The organism is Actinosynnema sp. NPDC059797, from assembly GCF_042732085.1.
In the GTDB taxonomy this organism is placed as follows: domain Bacteria; phylum Actinomycetota; class Actinomycetes; order Mycobacteriales; family Pseudonocardiaceae; genus Actinosynnema.
The window spans coordinates 25389-44754 of the sequence record NZ_JBHWIE010000021.1; the positions used below are offsets into that span (position 1 = coordinate 25389).

14 protein-coding genes are annotated in these 19366 nt (G+C 74.4%); 1 reads left to right on the plus strand and 13 read right to left on the minus strand.

All coding sequences use genetic code 11. The features are described 5' to 3' along the window. Positions 1-9: 9 nt before the first annotated feature. The 13 genes from ACFV4N_RS09215 to ACFV4N_RS09275 all read right to left on the minus strand — a co-directional run bounded on the left by ACFV4N_RS09215 (position 10) and on the right by ACFV4N_RS09275 (position 16799). On the minus strand, positions 10-555 hold the full coding sequence (locus ACFV4N_RS09215) for a SagB/ThcOx family dehydrogenase (RefSeq protein WP_499671972.1): 546 nt from the start codon (positions 553-555) through the stop codon (positions 10-12). Continuing rightward, positions 552-1841 (minus strand): YcaO-like family protein, encoded by a 1290-nt coding sequence (locus ACFV4N_RS09220; protein WP_499671973.1) that lies wholly within the window; start codon positions 1839-1841, stop codon positions 552-554. Before ACFV4N_RS09220 ends, ACFV4N_RS09215 begins: the two co-directional genes overlap by 4 nt. Further along, positions 1838-3190 carry a CocE/NonD family hydrolase gene (locus ACFV4N_RS09225; RefSeq protein WP_499671974.1) on the minus strand — a complete coding sequence of 451 codons (1353 nt, stop codon included), beginning with the start codon at positions 3188-3190 and terminating at the stop codon, positions 1838-1840. Before ACFV4N_RS09225 ends, ACFV4N_RS09220 begins: the two co-directional genes overlap by 4 nt. Beyond that, complete coding sequence (locus ACFV4N_RS09230) at positions 3180-4043, minus strand: hypothetical protein (RefSeq protein WP_499671975.1); 864 nt, start codon at positions 4041-4043, stop codon at positions 3180-3182. The genes ACFV4N_RS09225 and ACFV4N_RS09230 overlap by 11 nt, the downstream gene beginning before the upstream one ends. A gap of 58 nt (positions 4044-4101) precedes the next feature. Continuing rightward, positions 4102-4212 carry a streptamidine family RiPP gene (gene amiA / locus ACFV4N_RS09235; protein WP_499671976.1) on the minus strand — a complete coding sequence of 37 codons (111 nt, stop codon included), beginning with the start codon at positions 4210-4212 and terminating at the stop codon, positions 4102-4104. Positions 4213-4276: 64 nt separating this feature from the next. Beyond that, complete coding sequence (locus ACFV4N_RS09240; RefSeq protein ID WP_499671977.1) at positions 4277-5026, minus strand: ABC transporter ATP-binding protein; 750 nt, start codon at positions 5024-5026, stop codon at positions 4277-4279. A 26-nt stretch (positions 5027-5052) separates the two neighbouring features. Further along, entirely contained in the window at positions 5053-6006 is a 954-nt protein-coding gene (locus ACFV4N_RS09245) for a FecCD family ABC transporter permease (RefSeq protein WP_499671978.1), read from the minus strand. Then, complete coding sequence (locus ACFV4N_RS09250) at positions 5993-6934, minus strand: FecCD family ABC transporter permease (RefSeq protein WP_499671979.1); 942 nt, start codon at positions 6932-6934, stop codon at positions 5993-5995. Before ACFV4N_RS09250 ends, ACFV4N_RS09245 begins: the two co-directional genes overlap by 14 nt. Beyond that, complete coding sequence (locus tag ACFV4N_RS09255) at positions 6931-7899, minus strand: ABC transporter substrate-binding protein (RefSeq protein ID WP_499671980.1); 969 nt, start codon at positions 7897-7899, stop codon at positions 6931-6933. Before ACFV4N_RS09255 ends, ACFV4N_RS09250 begins: the two co-directional genes overlap by 4 nt. Then, entirely contained in the window at positions 7896-8657 is a 762-nt protein-coding gene (locus tag ACFV4N_RS09260) for a sugar phosphate isomerase/epimerase family protein (RefSeq protein ID WP_499671981.1), read from the minus strand. The genes ACFV4N_RS09255 and ACFV4N_RS09260 overlap by 4 nt, the downstream gene beginning before the upstream one ends. Before the next feature lie 158 nt (positions 8658-8815). Further along, positions 8816-9487: a hypothetical protein gene (locus ACFV4N_RS09265; protein ID WP_499671982.1), complete on the minus strand. Its 672-nt coding sequence runs from the start codon at positions 9485-9487 to the stop codon at positions 8816-8818. A 30-nt stretch (positions 9488-9517) separates the two neighbouring features. Then, positions 9518-13285, minus strand: coding sequence for a DNA gyrase subunit A (locus tag ACFV4N_RS09270; RefSeq protein WP_499671983.1), 3768 nt, complete (start codon positions 13283-13285; stop codon positions 9518-9520). 19 nt (positions 13286-13304) lie between these two features. After that, entirely contained in the window at positions 13305-16799 is a 3495-nt protein-coding gene (locus tag ACFV4N_RS09275; protein WP_499671984.1) for an ATP-binding protein, read from the minus strand. Positions 16800-17052: 253 nt separating this feature from the next. Between ACFV4N_RS09275 and ACFV4N_RS09280 the strand changes: the two genes are divergently transcribed. Further along, positions 17053-19212, plus strand: coding sequence for a hypothetical protein (locus ACFV4N_RS09280; protein ID WP_499671985.1), 2160 nt, complete (start codon positions 17053-17055; stop codon positions 19210-19212). Positions 19213-19366: the final 154 nt, after the last annotated feature.

Consider the following 19366-nt stretch of genomic DNA (forward strand, 5'->3'; position numbering starts at 1 on the left):
CACCGCACCCTAGCCCACCACGAACAGCGCCAACGGCGCCTCGCCCACCCGCTCCCGCGCCACCTCGTCGTCGAACCCGGCCACCGCGCAGCACCGCAGGTCCAGCGCCGTGCCCACCAGGTACAGGTTCTGCACCGCGATCCCCGCGTCCAGCAGCACCGTGCGGTGGTGGCGCGGCCCGTACTTGGCCAGCCCCGGCCCCATCCGCCCGCTCAGCACGACCACGGTGTGGGCGCGCTCGGCGAACTCCGGCTGCGCGAACACCCCGTCCAGGTCCACGGGACCCAGGTCGTCCAGGGCGTGCTGCTCGCGGTGGTACTCGTGCAGCCTGCCGCCCACCACCACGTGCACCCGCAGCGACGGCAGCCCGCCCGCGGTCGGGTTGGTGCCCAGCACGTGCGGCGGGACGCGCCGCTGCACGCCCACCGCGTACCGCAGCAGCGTGCTCAGCACGTCGAGGCCCAGCGGCCGGTACGAGTAGCGGGACCGGCGGTTCAGCAGGACGTGCCCCAGGGACGCGTCCAGGTCCGGCGCGGGGTCGGGCAGCGGGATCACAGGAACGGCGGCGGGTCGAGGAGCAGGGTCGAGGTGTCGCCCCAGCGGGGCAGCCCCAGGTAGCGGAACGCGGCGGGCGCGTTGGGCACCAGGCCGGTGGCGCAGACGCGCACCACGCGCAGCCCGGCCTCGGCCACGTCGGGCGTGGTCAGGTCGACGGTGACGACGCGCTCGCCGGCCAGGCTCGCGCGCAGGTCGGCCAGGTCGCCGCGGACCGCCAACGACGTCGTCCGGGACGGTTCCGTGAAGCGGTGCAGCAGTTCCGCCCGCACGCGCGGGTCGAGCCACACCTGCACCTGCGCGCCCAGGTCGCGCACGCGCGAGCACCGCTCCCCCGCCGCGTCGCGGTACGAGCGGTCGGGGCGGTGGTCCAGGTACAGGCCCTCGGCGAGGACACCGGCTTCGACGGCCTGGAACACCCAGCCGTCGGGTTCCAGCAGCCCCTGGGTGAACACCCACGTGTGCACGGCCTCCAGCACGGCCTTCGTGCACGCCTCCGCCGGGTCGAACCGGGCCGCGCCGCCGCCCGCGACGATCCCGGTGGCCGGGTCGACGACGACCGCGGCCACGCACGACACCGGGTGCTCGGTGGGCAGCTCCACCAGGTGGACCTCCAGCGGGCACCCGGCCAGTTCGGCGGCCAGGCCGGGCACGTCGTCCACCGCGATGCCGGTGGTGGGCGCGCCGAGGTGCCACCAGCGCTCCAGGGCGTCGCGCTCGACCAGCTCCAGCAGGGCGCGGGTGAACGCGTCCTCGGCGCTGACGCCCGTGGCGATGCCCGCGTAGTTGAGGTGGTGCAGGCGGGGTTCGCGGCGGCGTGCGCCGGAGTGGTAGTTCAGGTGGACCCAGGACGCGGGCAGCAGGCACGGTTCGCCGCCCTCCTCGCCCTCGGCCCACGCGATCGGCACGTCGTCGGTGAAGGGCCGGTAGGGGAAGCCGGGCTGCCCGTACTGCCAGTCGGCGAAGAACGGCAGGTCGTCGGGCCCGAAGTGGCGGGCGCCCTCGGCGCGCAGCTCGGCGGCGGTCGCGGTGCGCAGGCCCGGCGGGACGCGGTTGCCGCAGTAGCGCTCCACGGCCTCGCCGACCGCGGCGGCGCGGGCGGCGTCCACGTCGCCGAACGTGGTGCCCAGGCTGACCCGGTCGGCGGGCCACGTGCCGAGCCGGCGGGCGTCGGCGACCTCGGCGGTGACGGCCCGGTAGCGGCGCGGCACGCCGGGCACCGGCGCGACGTCCACGAGCCTGCGCACGATCCCGGTCAGCGGGTCCACCAGCAGCGGCGCGGTCACGATGCGATCTCCTCGGGTAGTGCGGCGGCGGGGACGGCGTCCGCGCGCCGGGGGTGCCAGGGGAAGTCGGCGGTGGCCGCGCGGACCTCGCGGCGGCTCGGGAGCAGGGTCGTGGCGCGCACGGGGTCCTCGCCGGTGTGCGGGTTGCGGGCGTGGCGGGGCCAGTGGTGGCCCGCGACCTCCAGGCGCAGCGGCCCGGTGACCGCGAGGCCGACCGGCGGCAGGTCGAGGGTGACGGTGCGCGGCACGCCGGGTTCGTGCGCCACCCGGCGCACGGCGTGCGCCTCGTGGACGCCGTCGTGGGACAGCCGCACGACCCAGTCGGCGTCCGGGGTGTCGGCGACCACGTCCAGGGTGACGGTGGTCCGGCCGCGCAGCTCGCCGGGCGGCAGGTCGGCGGTCAGCAGCGCGCACCGGTCGTCGGCGACGCGGACGCCCTGCGGCGCGGAGCGGAACGGGTCCTCGGGGTCGGCGCGGAACCGCCCGCGCACGACGCGCAGCGGGACGGGCGGACCGGTGGGGCCGTCGTGCGGGGTGTGGCGGCGCCACCCGTCCACGGCCAGGAAGGCCTTGTCGCCGCGCAGGTCTCCCAGCGCACGGGCCCAGGCGACGTACAGCGCGCCGACGCGGCGGCCCGCGAGCGCGGCGCCGGGCGCGGGCGCGTCCAGCTCGTGCCCCCAGGGCCCGAGGACCAGCCGGGTGGGTCCGCCCCAGCGCCGCGCGAGCTGTTCGGTGTCGGCGGCGAACGGGTCGCGCAGCCCGCCGACGGCCAGCAGCGGCATGGTCAGGCCGGGCAGGGCGTCCCACAGCCCGGCGGTGCGCTCGGGCGCGGCCCACAGGTCGTCCCACCCGGCCACCGCGTCGACCACGGGCGTGTGCCGCGGGTCGGGGTGCCGCGCCGGGGAGACGTGCTCGCCCCACCAGCCGACCCGGCACGCCAGGCGGGCCGCGCCGCCGGGTTCGCGGGCGGTCTCGCCGAGGCCGAGCGCGGGCACGGCGGCCAGCACGCCGGCGACGTGCGCCGGCCGGGCGACGGCGGCGGTCACCGCGCAGTGGGCGGCGTAGGAGGCGCCCGCGGTGATGATCCGGTCGTAACCCAGGCCCAGCAGGTGGTCCACGACGGCCGCGCCGTCCTCGGCCTCGTGCCGGTAGGGGTGGAACGCGCCGGGCGAGCCGTGCCGGCCGCGCACGTCGCCGACCGCGCAGTGGAAGCCGCGCCGCGCCCACGCCTCGGCTTCGGGCAGGTGGTGGTGCCGGCCGTACGGGGTGCGGATGAGCACCGCGGGACCGGGCCGGTCGGCCGTGACGAGGGTGTGCGCGAGCCCCGCCACGGTCAGCTCACGGCGCACTGTCCGGCACGGGCAGCACCGGGTGGTCGGCGATCGCGCCGGTGTCGAGGTCGAGCACGCGCAGCCGCCGGTCGGCCGGGACGCCGGCGGGGGTCAGGGAGCCGCCGGAGCCGGTCGCGCCGGTGATCCAGCGGGCCAGGTCCTTCACCGCGAGGGCGGCGATCAGCTCCCGCTCGGCGGCGTCGGGCGCCTCGTCCCCGGTGACGGCGCGGGTGCCGGCCCAGTAGGCCCGCAGGTGCTCGTGCCCCGAACCGGCGGCGGCGAGCCGGCGCAGCCGCACGTCGCGGTGGGACACGCCCAGGGGTTCGAGCAGCACGTGCCTGCCCTCGCGGCTGACGCGCTGCCAGCCGATGCCGTGCCCGGCCAGCGCATCCAGCTCCAGCCAGTGCTCCGGCGCGGGGCCGTCGTGCCACGCGCACAGCGCGGCGGGCGCGAGTTCGAGGACGGCGGCGGGGTCGGGCGGCACGACGACCACCTCGGCGCCGGCCAGGCGCAGGGCGCGGACCAGCTCACCGGGCGGTCCGCCGGCCGGGTCACCGGCCAAGCCGCCGGCCCGGCCGTCCTCCCCGCGGCCGTCCTCCCCACCGCGGCCGGGTTCGCCGACCGGGCCACCGGTGTCGAGCACGCCGACCACGCGCCGGTCGGCGGGCCAGGCGGCGCGGCGGCCCAGGTGCCCGGCGCGGCTGAACGCCGCCAGCTCGGGCGGGGCGGGCGCGTCCGCGGTCAGCGCCGCCCGGACCGCCTCGACCGCCTCGTCGGGCAGGGCGACGGCGAACAGCTCGCCGGTCGAGTCCCGCAGCACCGCGCCGGTCGGGCCGCTGAACAGCGCCGTGCCGGGCTTGAGGGTTTCCACGCGTCCGCCTCCGGGTTCGAGGCCCGGGGCCGCCCGGTGAGGGGCGGCCCCGGGGTTGTCACTCGTCGTCGCCGCTGTCGAACGGGTTCTCGACCAGCGCGTTGCTGTGGCTGGCGGAGTTGTGCGGCAGCAGGCGCTCGGCCTCGACGTTCACGAAGACCTGGTCCATCGGACGGCTCCTTCCTCCTCGGCTGACCCGGGCGACCGGGCTCGGTCGTTCGACCTCCCCCAACCTAATCGGGAATGATTACCATTTTCAACACCCCGTTCGTGGTGATCCACCGCACTTCCCCGGCCACGCCGTAGACGTCCGCCAGGAACGCGGCGTCGACCACTTCGGACGGTGCGCCGTCGGCGTGCACCACGCCGTCGCGCAGGGCCACCACGCGGTCGGAGTAGCGGGCCGCCTGGGCGAGGTCGTGCAGGACCGCGACGACGGTGAGGCCGCGTTCCCGTTGCAGGGCGCGGACCAGCTCCAGCACGTCGATCTGGTGCCGCACGTCCAGGAACGTCGTCGGCTCGTCGAGCAGGAGCACCGGCGCGTCCTGGGCCAGGGCGAGCGCGAGCCGCACCCGTTGCCGCTGGCCGCCGGACAGCTGCTCCAGCGGCACGTCGGCCCACTCCGCGACCCCGGTGCACCGCAACGCCTCGCGCACCTGGTCGTCGTCGGTGTCGCCGAGCATCCCGAGCGCCCCCCGCGCCGCGTAACGGCCCTGGCGCACGAACTGCCGCACGGTCAGCCCGCGCACCACGGGCGTCGACTGGGGCAGCACCGCCATGCGGCGGGCGACCTCCCTGCGCGACAGGGAACCCAGCGGGTCCCGACCTATGTGGACGGTCCCCTCGGCGGGGCGCAGGAGTCCCGCGAGGACCCTCAGCAGCGTGGTCTTGCCGCTGCCGTTGCGCCCGAGCAGGCTCACCCACTCCCCCGCGCCCACGGCCAGGTCCACGCCCTCGAGCACGACGTGCTCCCCGAACCTCACGTGCACACCCTCGGCGCGCAGCGGTGTCACCCGATCCCTCCCGTCCTCCGCGCGACCGACACCAGCACCACCGCGCCGGCCAGGGCGGTGATCGCCCCCGCCGGCACGCCCACGAGCTGCCCCACCGCGTCCGCCGCGGCCACCGAGATCGCCCCGGTCAGCGCGGACGCGGGCACGGTCCAGCGGTGCACCGGCCCGACCAGCCACCGCGCGGCGTGCGGTGCGAGCAGGCCGACGAACGCGGTCGCGCCCACCGCCGCGACCGCCGCCGACGTCGCCACCGCGGCGAGCAGCAGGACCGCGCTGCGCCACGGCACGACCGCCAGGCCCACGGCGTGCGCGTGGTCGTCGTCCACGGCCAGCACGTCGAGCACGCCGCCCAGCGCCGTCGCGACGACCAGGACGGCCAGCAGCGCCGGCCACAGCGGGGCCAGGTGCTCCCACGTGCGGCCGACCAGCGAGCCCAGCAGCCACCGCGACACCGCGCCGGCCAGTTGCGGGCGCGCGGTGAGCAGCACCAGCATCGTGCCGACCAGCACCGCGGACACGACCACGCCGCGCACCGCGACGTCGCCGGACCGCCCGACCACCACCCACAGCACCCCGCCGCCGACCACGCCGCCGAGCAGCGCGGCGGCGGCCATCGGCAGGGGCTGGGCGGCGACGCCGCCGATCACCGACGCGACCACCGCGCCCAGCACCGCGCCCGACCCGACGCCGGTGATCTCCGGCGAGGCGAGCTGGTTGCGCACGCCCGCCTGGAGGAGCGCGCCCGAGACGCCCAGGCACGCCCCCGCGCACAGACCGACCAGCAACCGCGGCGCGCGCAGCTCCAGCACCACGGCGCGGGCGCGCTCGTCGTCCCCGAACAACGCGGCCAGGGTCGCCCCGGTGGCGCCGATGCCGAGGTGCGCGAGCGCGGCGACCAGCACCAGGACCGCCAGCCCGCCGAGCACCAGCGGAGCGCTAGGGCGCGACACGACGACCCCTCCTCCCGGCCAGCAGCCCGACGGCCACGGCCGCGAACGCGGTCAACCCGCCGACCGGCAGCTCGATCGGGTAGAGCGCGGTCCGCGCGACGAGGTCCGCCGCCACGACCAGGAGCGCGCCCAGGAAGGCCGTCGAGGCGACACCGGCCGCGCTCGTGACCGAGGCCGCGGTGAGGCGCTCGGCGAGCCGCGGCGCGAAGAACCCGACCCACGCGACCGGCCCCGCCGGCCCCACCACCACGGCGACCAGCAGCGACGCCACCGCGAGCACGGCCACCCGCGCCCGACCCGGCCGCAGCCCGGCCGACCACGCCTCCTCGTCGCCCAGCCGCAGCAGCCGGACCCGGGGCAGCACCAGCACCACCGCGGGCACCGCCAGCGCCAGGCCCGCGGCCACCGGGCCGAGCGTGGGCCACGTCGTGCCGGTCAGCGACCCGAGCAGGTAGCGGACCAGCACGCCCTGCTCGCGCGAGTCGGTCGCGGCGGTGGCGGCGAGCATCACCGCCTGGCACGCCGAGCTGACCGCCGCGCCGATCAGCAGCACGGCGGAGGGCGAGGTCGCGCCGCGCACCGCCAGCAGCGTCACCCCGCCGCCGACCAGCGCCCCGAACAGCGCGGGCGTCAGCGGCGCGCCGATCACCGACACCCCGAACGCCACGCACGTCCCGACCGCCGCGGCGGCCCCGCCGGCCACGCCCAGCAGCTCGGGCACGGCCAGCGGATTGCGCAACGACGTCTGGAGCAGCAGCCCCGCCACGCCGAGGCACGCCCCGGCGACCGCGCCGAGCAGCAGCCTGGGCGCGCGCAACTGCCACACCAGGACCTGCTCCAGCTCGGTCCCGGGGAACCACACCACCGGCTGACCGAGTGCCAGCGACGCCAGCACGACGACGACCGCGACGGCCGCCAGCAGCCTCAAGCCGGGACCTTGGCCAACGCCTCGTCCACCACGGCGGTGAGGCTGCGCAGCCCGCGACCGGAGCCCCACAGCTTCGCGTGCATCTCGTGCACCTGCCCCGACCGCACCGCGGGGATCTGCCGCCACACGGGGTTGTCGGCCAGTTGGCTGCTCAACGTCTTGTCGTCGGCGGAGAACAGCAGCGAGTACACGAACACCACGTCCGGCTGCCTGGCCAGCAGCTCCTCCACGCTGTAGTTGGAGGCCGTGTCGACGTCCGCGCCCTTGGCCGGGAAGGGGTGGTCGAACAGCTGGTCCAGCAGGTGGCCCTTGAGCGAGGAGGTGGTGTCCACGCCGATGGAGTCCACGCTGCCGTACATCAGCAGGGTCTTCCTGGCGCCCTGGCCGTTGCCGGCGGTCCTGGCGACGGCGTCGGCCAGGTGGCCGCGGAACGCCTCCTCGGCGCGCACGGCCTCGTCGGTGCGACCGGTGAGCGCGCCCAGCGCCCGCAGGTAGCCGACGGACTCCTCCCACGTGGCGGGCTCGGCCAGCCACAGCGGGGCGAACTTCTCGATGGCCGGCCGCAGCGCGTCGTGCACGCCGGGCAGCCCGATGACGAGGTCCGGTTCGAGCCCGGCGATCGCCTCGACGTCCTCGCCGCCGAACGTGCCGGGCACGACGGGCACCCGTTGGCCGGCGTCGCCGAGCAGCGCCGGGTGGGTGATCAGGGTGGGGTTGCTGGTGCCCGCCGGGACGAGCCCCAGGTCGACCACGATGTCGTCGCACAGGCCGTTGAGGCAGACGATCCGCTCGGGCGGCTCGGCCACGGTGACCTGCTGCCCGTGCGGGTCGGTGACGGTCAACGCGGCCGTGAGCGGTTCGGCGGCGCGCGCGATCGAGGTGGTGGTGGTGCCCTCGGACTGGGGCGAGGCGGTGCCGCAAGCGGTGAGCAGCAGTCCGGCGGCGACCAGGGCGACGCGCTTCACGCGGCCTCACCGACCCAGGCGAGCAGGTCCGCGGCGTCGCGGCGGAACGCGCCGGGATCGTCGTCCCGCACGAACTCCAGCAGGACGTGCCGCTCGGCGCCGTCCCGGGCGAGCAGGGCGATGACGGGCCGCCACAGGTCCTCGCGCGCGGCCAGCGGCAACCGCTCGGTGAACCCGTCCGGCCCCCACGAGAACGCGTGCACCGCGACCAACCCGGGCAGCAGGGCGGTCACCTCGGCCAGGCACTCCCGCGCGTCGGGCTCCTCGCGGGGCTGCCAGTGCCCGACCAGCTCGGGCACGTCGTCCCGCAGCCGGAGGGCCGAGTCGAGCGCGTCGGTCAGCGAGGAGACGTGGTGCTCGACGGTCACCGAGATCCCGCGCCCGGCCGCCGACCGGGCGCACCGCCGCAGGTCGTCGGTGATCACGGCGCGCTCCGCGGCGTCCGTCCCGGCCGAACCGCGCACCCCGGCCCACACCCTGATCCGCGGCGAGCCCAGGGCCTCGGCGGTGTCCAGCACGGGGGCGAAGTCGGCGGGGTCGCTGTCGCCCGCCTTGTAGTAGGAGCCGTAGGTGCCGACGGCCAGGCCGCGATCGCGGCACAGCCGGGCGGTGCGGGCGGCGCCGACCAGGTCGCCGGGCGGCACGTGGACGTCGGCGCCCCACTCGACCACCCCCAACCCGGCCCCGGCGGCGAGGTCGACGACCTCCTCGACCGGCCTGCCCCGGAAGGTGACCGAGGCCAATCCTGCGGTGATCATGCGCGTCCTTCACTCGTGCGGGTGAGAGCGCACAACATCTACCTGAAGATGACAACGATTATCAAGTCCGCGATGCCGCGAACGCCGCAGGACCGCTCACCCGTTCGACGGCTCGACCGGCCGCGGGTCGGCCGACCGCGAGTCGGCCGGCGCCGGGGTCACAGCTCCGGCAGCGCCCACTGCGCCGTCGCCGTGGCCACCAGCACGTCACCCGGCCCGTAGATCGACGTCACCGTGGCCGCCACCGGCCCGGCCCGGTGCACCTGCCGGGCCACCACCACGTGCCGCTCACCCGGCACCGGCGGCGCCACCAGGTCGGCCGCCATCCTGGTCAGGGTCATCGGCTCGTCCGTCGCCCAGCTCGCCGGGCAGTCCAGCGCCGCCCACAGCACCTCCGGCGAGGTCTCCACCGGCGTCCACGTGCACGCCACCGCGTTCTCCCCCACCAACCCCGGCGACAGCAGCAACCCGTCCACGCGGTCGTGGCCGCACGCGAAGCACGTCGGCGACGGGTGCGCGTCGAAACCCGCGTAGGCCTCCGCCGCCCGCTCGGCCTCCAGCACCCCCACCGGCGGCACCACCGGCACCGGGTCGGGGCTCGCCACCATCGTGGCCACCACCTGCTCGCCGTGCACCAGCACCGCCTGGTCCGCGCTGACCTCCAGGTGCATCGGCTGCTCCACCGGCACCGGCAGCAGCAGCGACACCACCGGCGTGCCGGCGACCGGTCCCACCGACGACGCCAGGACACCGCACGTGTAACCACCGTGCGCGGTGTCCGGCGCGCCGCTGAAACGCGCCGGGACCACCACTCCGCTCTCCGCGATCACACCCTCAACAGTGCCCGGGAACGGGCCCGGTCAACCCCGTTCCACCAGATGGCCCACCACGTCCGGACCCGGGTGGGCGTGCCCCGAGCCGTCCCGCCGCTCGTCGACCGCCGGCAGCTCCACCGGCGAACCGTTCTCCGCCGCGCCCGCCGGCCTCGGCCCGACCCACGCCAGCGCCAGCGCGTCCTCGCCCTTCAGGAACCGCTGCGCCCGCACACCGCCGGTCGCCCGACCCTTGGCCGGGTACACCGAGAACGGCGTCACCTTCACGCTCTGCCCCGTCGACGTCACGACCATCGGCTCACCGTGCTCGTCGTCGTCCGTGCGCACCGCGCCGAAGAACACCACCTTCGCGCCCGACGCCAGGTTGATGCCCGCCATGCCGCCGCCCTTCAGGCCCTGCGGCCGCACCAGCGACGCCGAGTAGCGCAGCAGCGAGGCGTCCGACGACACGAACACCAACGACTCCTCGGCGCCGCCCAACCACGTCGCGCCGACCACCTCGTCACCCTCCTTGAGGGTGATCACCTCGAACTCGTCCGACCGCACCGGCCACTCCGGCGCGCAGACCTTCACCGTGCCCAGCCGCGTGCCCAGCGCCAGCCCCGGCGACTCCCCCGGGTTCAGCGGCGCGATCCCGACCACCCGCTCACCCGCCACCAGGTCGACCAGCTCACCGGCCGCCATGCCACCGCTCAACGACACCGTGCCGCTCTGCTCCGGCAGCACCGGCAGCGGCAGCACGTCCGTCTTGAACGCCCGACCCCGGTTCGTCACCAGCAGCACCTGCCCGCGCGCGGTCGTGTGCACCACCGCCGCCACCGCGTCGTGCCGGACCCGACCGCTGCGCCGCCGCGCCTCCGTCGCCTCCTCCGACTCCGCCGCCGTGCGCGCCACCAGGCCCGTCGCCGACAGCACCACCTGGCACGGGTCGTCCGCCACCTCCAGCGGCCCGGCCGGCCTCGACGCCGCCAGGACCTCCTTCAGGTCGCCGCCCAGCAGCACCGTCCGCCGCTCCCGCCCCAGCTCCTTGGCCACCCGGCCCAGCTCGGAGGACACCACCCGGCGCAGCACCCGCTCGTCGTCCAGGATCTTGCTCAGCTCCGCGATCTCACCGCGCAGCTTCTCCTGCTCCGCCTCCAGCTCCAGCGAGTCGTAGCGGGTCAACCGGCGCAACGGCGTGTCCAGGATGTAGGCCGCCTGCACCTCGGAGAGCTTGAACCGCTTCACCAGGCCTTCCTTGGCCGCCGCCGCGTTCTCGCTGCCCCGGATCAACCGGATCACCTTGTCGATGTCCAGCAGCGCCTTCAACAGGCCCTCGACCAGGTGCAACCGCTCCTCGCGCCGCCGCCGCCGGTACCGGGTCCGCCGCGTCACCACCTCGTACCGGTGCCGGAGGAACACCTCCAGCAACGCCTTCAACCCCAGCGTCCGCGGCTGACCGTCCACCAGCACCAGGTTGTTGATGCCGAACGACTGCTCCATCGGCGTCAGCCGGTACAGGTCGGCCAGCAGCGCCTGCGGGTTCACCCCGACCTTGCACTCGATGACCACCCGGACGCCGTTCTCCCGGTCGGTCAGGTCCTTCACGTCGGCGATCCCGGTCAGCCGCTTCGACTTCGTCACCTCGTCGGTGATCTTCTCGATGATCTTCTCCGGGCCCACCCCGTACGGCAGCTCGGTGATCGTGATCGCCTGCCGGCCCCGGCTGCCCTCCAGCGGCCCGGTCTCCACCTTGGCCCGCATCCGCACCACACCGCGCCCGGTCTCGTAGGCCTTGCGCACCTCGTCCAGCCCGAGCAGCACCCCGCCCGTCGGCAGGTCAGGGCCCGGCACGAACCCCATCAGCTCGTCCAACGAAGCGTCCGGGTGCGTCACCAGGTGCCGCGCGGCCGCCACCACCTCGCCCAGGTTGTGCGGGATCATGTTCGTCGCCATGCCGACCGCGATCCCCGACGTGCCGTTGACCAGGAGGTTCGGAAAAGCGGCCGGCAACACCGACGGCTCCTCCAACGACCCGTCGTAGTTGGGCCGGAAGTCGACCGTCTCCTCGCCCAGCTCCCCGACCAGCAACATCGCGGCGGGCGACATGCGCGCTTCGGTGTTGTGGTTGACGAACCCGCCCGCGAGGAACGAGTGGTCCTCGGACCGCACGCGAACCGAGTACACCTCGGCCGGCTCGGCGGACTCCACCTCGGTCACGGTCTCGAAGCGGTACCCGGAGTCCATGACCGGCAGGATGGTCGCCAGGACCTCGGTGTCCTTGATCCGGTCGATGATCCGGAGCCGCTCGGTCTCCCACCGCTCGACCCGGTCGAAGTTGTGACTGGTCAGCCACTTCCGCCCGCTGCCGCGCCGGTCGAAGTCCAGCGCGCCGCGCACGTAGTCCGCCACGAAGGGCACGTGGTCCGCGCTCAAGCGGTGCGCCGACAGGGGGGAGTGCCGGAGCAGGTCCTGGAGCTTCGCCTGCTTGGTCTTCAGGAAGCCGATGCGCTCCGCGAACGCACGGGCGTTCCTCAACCCGGACACCACCAGGCGGTGCTCCACCGAGCCGTTCGGCCTGGTGTAGCCGCGACGCGTGGCGATGACCCCGAACTCGGCCATCAACTCCTGCATCTCCACCGCCAGTCGCGGGCTGTACGTCGAGTACTGGATGGTGAAGCCGTTGTCCGCCACCCGGCAACCGCCGTCGCCTTCGAAAGCGGCCATGAGGAAAGCGCGTTTAACGCCCCAACCACCATTCCAGACGAATTCCGGGACGAACTTGTCCCGGGCCTGGTGCCCGATGAACTCGACCATCGGACTCGCCCGGAAGGCGTCCATTCCGCCCGCGTAGTCCTGGACGTCGAGTTCCCTGATCAGCTTGCGATCACGCCGGGTCTGCCGCTCGGAGACATACCGCTTCCCCCCGACGACCTGGTCGTAAGCGTGCAAGACCTCCGAGAAGAAGTGCTCATCCGTGTTGCTGAACCCGGCGCGGCCCTCGCTCGCGAAACCCTCCGACACCCAGGCGCCCGCCAGCACGCCGAGCATGTACTCACGAGCCGTCGGCACTACCTGCGACCAGGCGTTGCGCGCCACCGCGACCACCGCGCCCGGCTTGAGCTCGTCCAGCCTCCGCCACTGGAAGACGGGCACCCCCATCGGGGCTTCCAGGCACAGCACGAGGTGGTTCTCACTGCCCCGCAGCGAGAAACCCGACTTGGTGGCCATCCGAATCGTCGGGTGCACGCCGGAGTTGAAAACCTTGTCGACCTGAACGGCCTTGCCGTCCTTGTCCAGGACCTCGAAATCGGCATCCGCCTCGGCGTCGGCCGGCAGGTTCACCAGGTCGGCGATGCGCGGGCTCGAACCGTCCGCCAAACGAATTCGCGTATCACCGACGACACAGTAGCGGGACGCGGCCGGGCCGTCGTCCGGACTTCCAAAATTTCCATGCCCATCAATGAGAGGCGTGTTCAGGGAGAAGTCCTGCGCCAACCGCACCATCGCGTCGTAAATGGCCGTGTCACCGTGCGGGTGGTACTTGCCCATCGTGTCGCCGACCACGCGCGACGACTTCACGTAAGGGCTCGTCGGCCGGTGGCCCTGCTCGTTCATCGAGAACAGGATCCGCCGGTGCACCGGCTTCAGGCCGTCGCGCGCGTCGGGCAGGGCGCGGGAGTGGATGACCGAGTACGCGTACTCCAGGTAGGAGTCCTCGATCTCCGTGGTCAGCGAGTTGTCGAAGACCTGGGCGCCCGCGCGGTCGAAGGCGGACGGGTCGACCCGGGTGACGGGGGTCTTGCGGCGTGCCATGGCTGGGCGTTCCCTCGTGTCAGACGTCGATCGCGGACTGGTCGACCCGGGCGGCCGACTCGACGAGCCACGCCCGGCGCGGCTCGACCTTCTCACCCATCAGCAGCTCCAACGCGGCCTCCGCGGCCTCCGCGTCGTGCAGGGTGATGCGGCGCACCGAGCGGGTGGCCGGGTTCATCGTGGTCTCCCACAGCTCGTCGGCGTCCATCTCGCCGAGGCCCTTGAACCGGGGCACGGGCTTGACCACGGTCTTGCCCGCCTTCTCCAGCCGGGCGACCTTCTGCTCCATCTCGCGCTGGGTGAAGGTGAAGTGGGTCTCCGGGTTGCGGCCCTTGGTCATGACCTTGTGCAGCGGCGGCATGGCGGCGTAGAGGCGGCCGTCCTCGATGACCGGGCGCATGTACTTGGCGAACAGGGTGATCAGCAGGGTGCGGATGTGGGAGCCGTCGACGTCGGCGTCGGCCATGAGGATGACGCGGCCGTAGCGCATGGCCGACAGGTCGAACGTGCGACCGGTGCCGGCGCCGAGGACCTGGACGATCGAGGCGATCTCGGCGTTGCGCAGGGTGTCGGCGAGGCTGGCCTTCTGCACGTTGAGGATCTTGCCGCGCAGCGGGAGCAGCGCCTGGTACTCGGAGACGCGGGCCATGCGGGCGCTGTTGTGGACGAAGACGCCGGCTTCGAGGGCGAAGTTGTGGTAGCCGTCCACGGTGAGGTCGTACACGTCGGCCGTCTCGGTCAGCGGTTCGACGGCGGCGACGGTGTGGTTGACCCGGCTCGCGGCTTCGCGGAGGCGGACGAGGTCGCCGTCGAAGCCGTCGAGCAGCCGGTCGAAGCGCAGACCGGTGCGCGCGGTGGCCAGGCGCTCCGATTCGTACGCGGTGGCGAGTTCGGCGTCGTCGAGTCGCAGGAGCGGGCGCAGTCGCTTGAGCGCGGCGAGCCGCCTGCCCTCGACCTGCTGCGCCACCCGCGCGGCCTTCGGGACGCTCTCGACGTAGCGCCGACGACCCGCCTGGGCCGCGGCGAGGTGGCCGTTCGCGGGGTCGAGCATCCGCTTCTTCATGCGGGCCGAGTGCTCGCGACCGAACTCGGGGTTCTCCTGGTGCCAGGCGACCACGGCGGCGCGCTGCCGCTCGCGGGCCGCGGGGTCGGCGTACTGCTCGGTGGTGGCCCGGGAGCGCCATGCGCGCAGGTCGGCGTCCTGCCACTGGGCGCGGGAGCGGTCGCTCCACTCCTGCCTGCGGGCGGGGTCGGCGAAGAAGGCCCGAACCCGCTCGGCGGCCCGGGCGCGGTGCTCGGGGTCGCTCCAGTAAGCGGCTTGCCGCTCGCGCATCCGTTCGGCGTACTCGGCGCGCTCGGCGTCGGTGAGCGAGTCGTACCAGTCCTGGAACCCCTGCTCGATGCGCTGCCGGAAGGCGGGGTCGGCGTTGAGCGCGGCCAGCCTCGCCAGGCAGGACTCCCGGAAGGCCGGGTCGCGCCACTGGGCGGAGAGCATCGCGGACTTGAACTCCAGACCGCCCGCGGCCAACCACGCCCGGTAACCGGCGTGGACGTGCTCGCCCATCATCGACGCGTGCAGGGCCGCGTGGTCCTCCCACGTCATGCGCCGCAGGTTGCGCGGGTCGTTGTTGCGCTTGTCCACGTCCACGTGGTGGCGGACCGTGCCGTTCTCGGCGCTGTCGAGACCGTGGCGGAGGTTGTGGGCATCCGCGAGGTAGTGGGTGTAGACCCACTCGGCGCGGTCGTTCATCCAGACCCGCTCGTAGCCGTCGAGCTTGTCGCCCGAGGCCTTGGCCGAGACCGAGCGGTACAGGGGCATCAGCGAGTCGCCGGGCCGGAGCTGGTCGGCTCGCCGGTAGGAGCCGTCGCGCAGCCGGAACAGGTGGTCGGGGGTGCAGCGCACGGACTCGCCGTTGTCGAGCGTGACCCGGACCAGGGGCGCGTCGCGCTTGGTCAGGCGGGGCTCGACGAGCGGGGCGACGATCACGCGGCCCGACTTGTTGGTGGTGTAGCCGAAGTGCGTGACGCCCTTCCGCCAGTCCGCGGCGAGGTCGGCGAAGCTCATCGCCCGGCCCGAGGCCAGCGCGACCATCGTGTCCCCCGTGAAGCACCCGAGGGCGCTGTCGCCTTCCACGAGGAACAGCTCGCTGCGCGCGACGCCGGTGGTGCGGCAGTCGACGAGCTTGGGCGGCATCGCGGCGCCCTCCAGCGCCGTCTTGCGGCGGGCCGCGTCCTTCTGCTGCTTCTGGGTCAGCCGGACGCGGGCGGCGTCGACGACCTTCTGCAGGACGACCTTGGCCTCGCCCTTGGTGCGGCGGTCCTCGGTCCAGGCCTTGACGTGCTTCTCGACGATGCCCTGGGTGACCTTGGTGATGCCCGCGGTGGACAGCTCGTCCTTGGTCTGGGAGGTGAACTGGGGTTCGGGGATGCGCACGTGGACGACGGCGGTCATGCCTTCGAGCACGTCGTCGAGGGTGGGCGGGTCCTCCTTGGGCTTGAGCAGGCCCCGGGTGCGGCCGATGGCGTCCTGCACGGCCTTGAGCACGGCCCGTTCGAAGCCGCGGCGGTGGGTGCCGCCGTGCACGTTGCGGATGGTGTTGGTGAAGCACTCGACGGTGCGCTCGTAGCCGGTGCCCCAGCGCAGGGCGATCTCGACCTCGGCGTGGCGCTCGACCTTGGCGCGCATGACGCCGTTCTCGTCGGCGGCGTTCTCGTGGTAGACGCCGGTGCCGGTGATGAGGAGGGTGCCGGAGACGGGCTTGTCGCCGGCCGGCGCGAGGAAGTCGACCATGTCGGTGACGCCGCCGGGGAAGTGGAAGGTCTCCTCGGCGGTGGAGCCCCCGGTGGCGTCGCGCAGCACGTAGGTGACGCCGGGCACGAGGAACGCGGTGTTGCGGAGCTTGGCGCGGACGGCCTCGACGTCGAGGGCGGCGCCGTTCTCGAAGTAGCGGGCGTCGTGCCAGTAGCGGATGGAGGTGCCGGTCTTCCGGGTGCGGCCGGTGACGCGCAGGCCGCTCTGCCTGGTGAAGGCGGCGTCGGGGCCGGGGCCGGCGAAGACGCCGGGCACGCCGTGGGCGAAGGACATCTCGTGGGTCTTGCCCTCGCGGCGGACGACGACGTCGAAGCGGTGGGCGAGGGCGTTGACGGCGGAGGCGCCGACGCCGTGGAGGCCGCCGGAGGTCTTGTAGCCGGAGCCGCCGAACTTGCCGCCGGCGTGGAGCCTGGTGAGGACGAGTTCGACGCCGGAGAGGCCGGACTTGGCGTGGACGCCGGTGGGGATGCCCCGGCCGTCGTCGTCGACCTGGACGCTGCCGTCGGCGTGGAGGGTGACGACGATCTTGGTGGCGTGCCCGGCCACGCCCTCGTCGGTGGAGTTGTCGACGATCTCGGTGAAGAGGTGGTTGACGCCCCTGCTGTCGGTTGACCCGATGTACATGCCGGGGCGCTTGCGAACCGCTTCCAGACCTTCGAGGTGGGTCAGGTCGTCGGCACCGTACAGGATCTCAGCGGTCACCGGGTCGTTCTCCCCAGGTCGTGGCGTGCGGCGAGCGGTTCACGGTAGAGGAGCGTAACCAGTGGGTCCGACATTTTTGCGTGGTACCCGACGGCCGGCCGGGGTGGCGCGGCACACGTCGGCAGCGCCCCGACCTGCGTTGATCCATTGTGGACGGGGCTTGAGCACGGGCGGAAGGCGCGCCGGCCCCCGGGTGGGCGGGTCCGCGTAGAGTTTGGGCGGTCCCCGCAGTACCTGCCTGGAGGGCGTCTTTATGTTCCGACGTGCCGCGCCGAAGAAGGAGGCCGCTCCGCCCGTGGAGCCCGTGGTCGAGCCCGAGCCCGTGCCGCAGCCCCCTCCTCCTCCGCCGCCGGCGCCCGAGCGGTTCTCGGCTTCGTTCGCGGGGGCGACGCTGGTGGTGGGGCCGCCCGGCGGGGCCGGTCCGCAGGCGGTGGCGCTGGCCAGGGCGTTGCCGGTGGACCGGGGGCGGACGGTGGTCGTGGTGGACCCGCCGCACGGCGACGAGGTGGCGTTCTGGCCGGTGGTGGCGTCGGCGCTGCAGGGCCGGGGCCCGGTGCGGCTGATGACGTCGCACTCGGGGTCGATGCGGCCGACGGCGCCGGCGCAGTGGCTGGCGGAGCAGCTCCAGGCCGAGGTGGTGGCGCCGGACGGCGCGGTGACCACGGTGCCGGGTGCGGCGTTCGTGGTGGGTAACGGCGGGTACGGGTGCTGGTTGCGGTTCGTGCCGGGCGCCTCGCCGGTGCCGATGGGCAGGCGGTTCCCGGTGCCGCAGTGGGAGGCGGTGGACCCGAACGCGCCGTGGCCGACGGGCGAGGTGGGGGTCTCGGAACCGATCCCGGCGGGGTTGTGGTTGCGGGCGCAGCGGGCGCCGTTCGACCCGCAGGCGCCGGAGTCGCGGGCGGTGCTGGGGCTGCCGTGCCGGGAGAACGTGCTGACCGTGGTGGTCGGCGGGCCGGGTCAGCCGCCGATCCCGGTCGAGGAGGTGTGCCGGCTGCTGGGCGGGTTGTCGTCGGCGGCGCGGTCGCGGGTGCGGTTGGTCTGGTACGGCGGCGAGCACCAGGCGCAGGCGGTGGCCGACCAGCTCGGTGAGCCGATCTCGCTGTACACGGGCCTGCCGGTGGGGTCGCTGCGCACGGGTGCGGCCGTGGTGGCGGTGAACCCGCGGGGGCAGCAGACGTGGCGGCCGTACGTGACGGAGGTGCGGCACTCGCCGGGCGGCCCGCCGGTGGTGTCGGGGTACCGGGTGCCGGTCGCGGGGCTGGTGGAGCGCGGTCCGGGGATCTTCGACCTGGGTGGCGGCGTGTACCTGGAGGTGGTGCCGTCCGGGTTGTGGGTGCGGGACGCGGAGGACATCAGCGCCGAGGTGCGGGCGCTGCCGGTGGACCCGGAGTGGGCGCGGCTGACCGTGGGCACGCCGGGTCGCACGACGGCGGGCGCGGTGGCGGTGGTGGGCGCGTCGCTGGTGGAGCGGCTGGAGCCGGAGGTGCGCCGGTTGCTGAAGGTGGTGTTCTGCGACCCGACGCCGCCGCCGCGGCCGCCGGTGGCGGAGGAGGTCGAGGTCGCGGAGCCGGTGGCGGGGGAACCCGTACCCGAGGCGACCGGGCCGGAGGAGGTCGGGACCGAGGTCATCCGGCTGGAGCCGGTCGGGCCGGAGGAGGCCGACGCCCCGGTGCCGATCAGCGTGGACGGGCCGCTCCACCCTCCGGTCGCGCCGGTGTGGGGTGAGCGGTCCGGCGACGAGGTGGTGCCCTCGGACCACCGCAGCACCGAGCAGGAGCGGGACGCGCTGCGCCGGATGCTGGGCGAGCGGTACGGGGAGCACGCGGCGGTGGCGTGCCGGCACATCGTGTCGCGGCCGGAGGACCCGGAGGCGTTCGAGGCGGTGGTGACGGACCTGGCGGCGGTGTCGGCGTGCTTCCAGCAGGACGAGGAGATCCTGGTGGAGGCGTTGCGGACGGGGAGGCTGGGCCGGTTGTGGCCGTACGCGGCGGCGGTGGTGTCGGGCCTGCGGCGGTTGCCGGTGCACCAGGGCGTGACGGTGTGCTGGGGCGAGGCGCGCCGGTTCCGGACGGGTGACGTGCTGGTGGAGCACGGCCTGTTGAGCACGGTGGCGGGGCCCGTGGTGCCGGTGGACGGGCGGGTGGAGTTCCTGCTGTGGTCGATGACCGGGCGGCGGGTGTCGGTGGTGGACTCGTTCGGCGGCCTGGTGCAGGAGCGGGTGGTGTTCGCGCCGGGCACGGCGTTCAAGGTGCTGGCGGTGGTCGAGGCGGAGGAGTCCGCGCCGATGCAGGTGATGGCGCAGGAGGTGGTGGGGCGCCACCACGAGCTGCCGCCGGGGGTGCTGGGCACCCTGGAGCGGGCCGCGGTGGCGCTGCGCAACCACGCGCGGGCGACGGCGGGCCAGGTCGGGTGACGAGGTCGGGTGACGAGGTCGGGTCGTCGGACCGGTCGCGGCCCGGGACCGGTTCGACGACCTGATCGAGGCGGGCGACTCCGCCACGTCGGCGAGTCGGCGGGCACCGGTCATCAGTCGATCGCTCGGCAGTCGGTCGCTCAGTAGGCGTTGG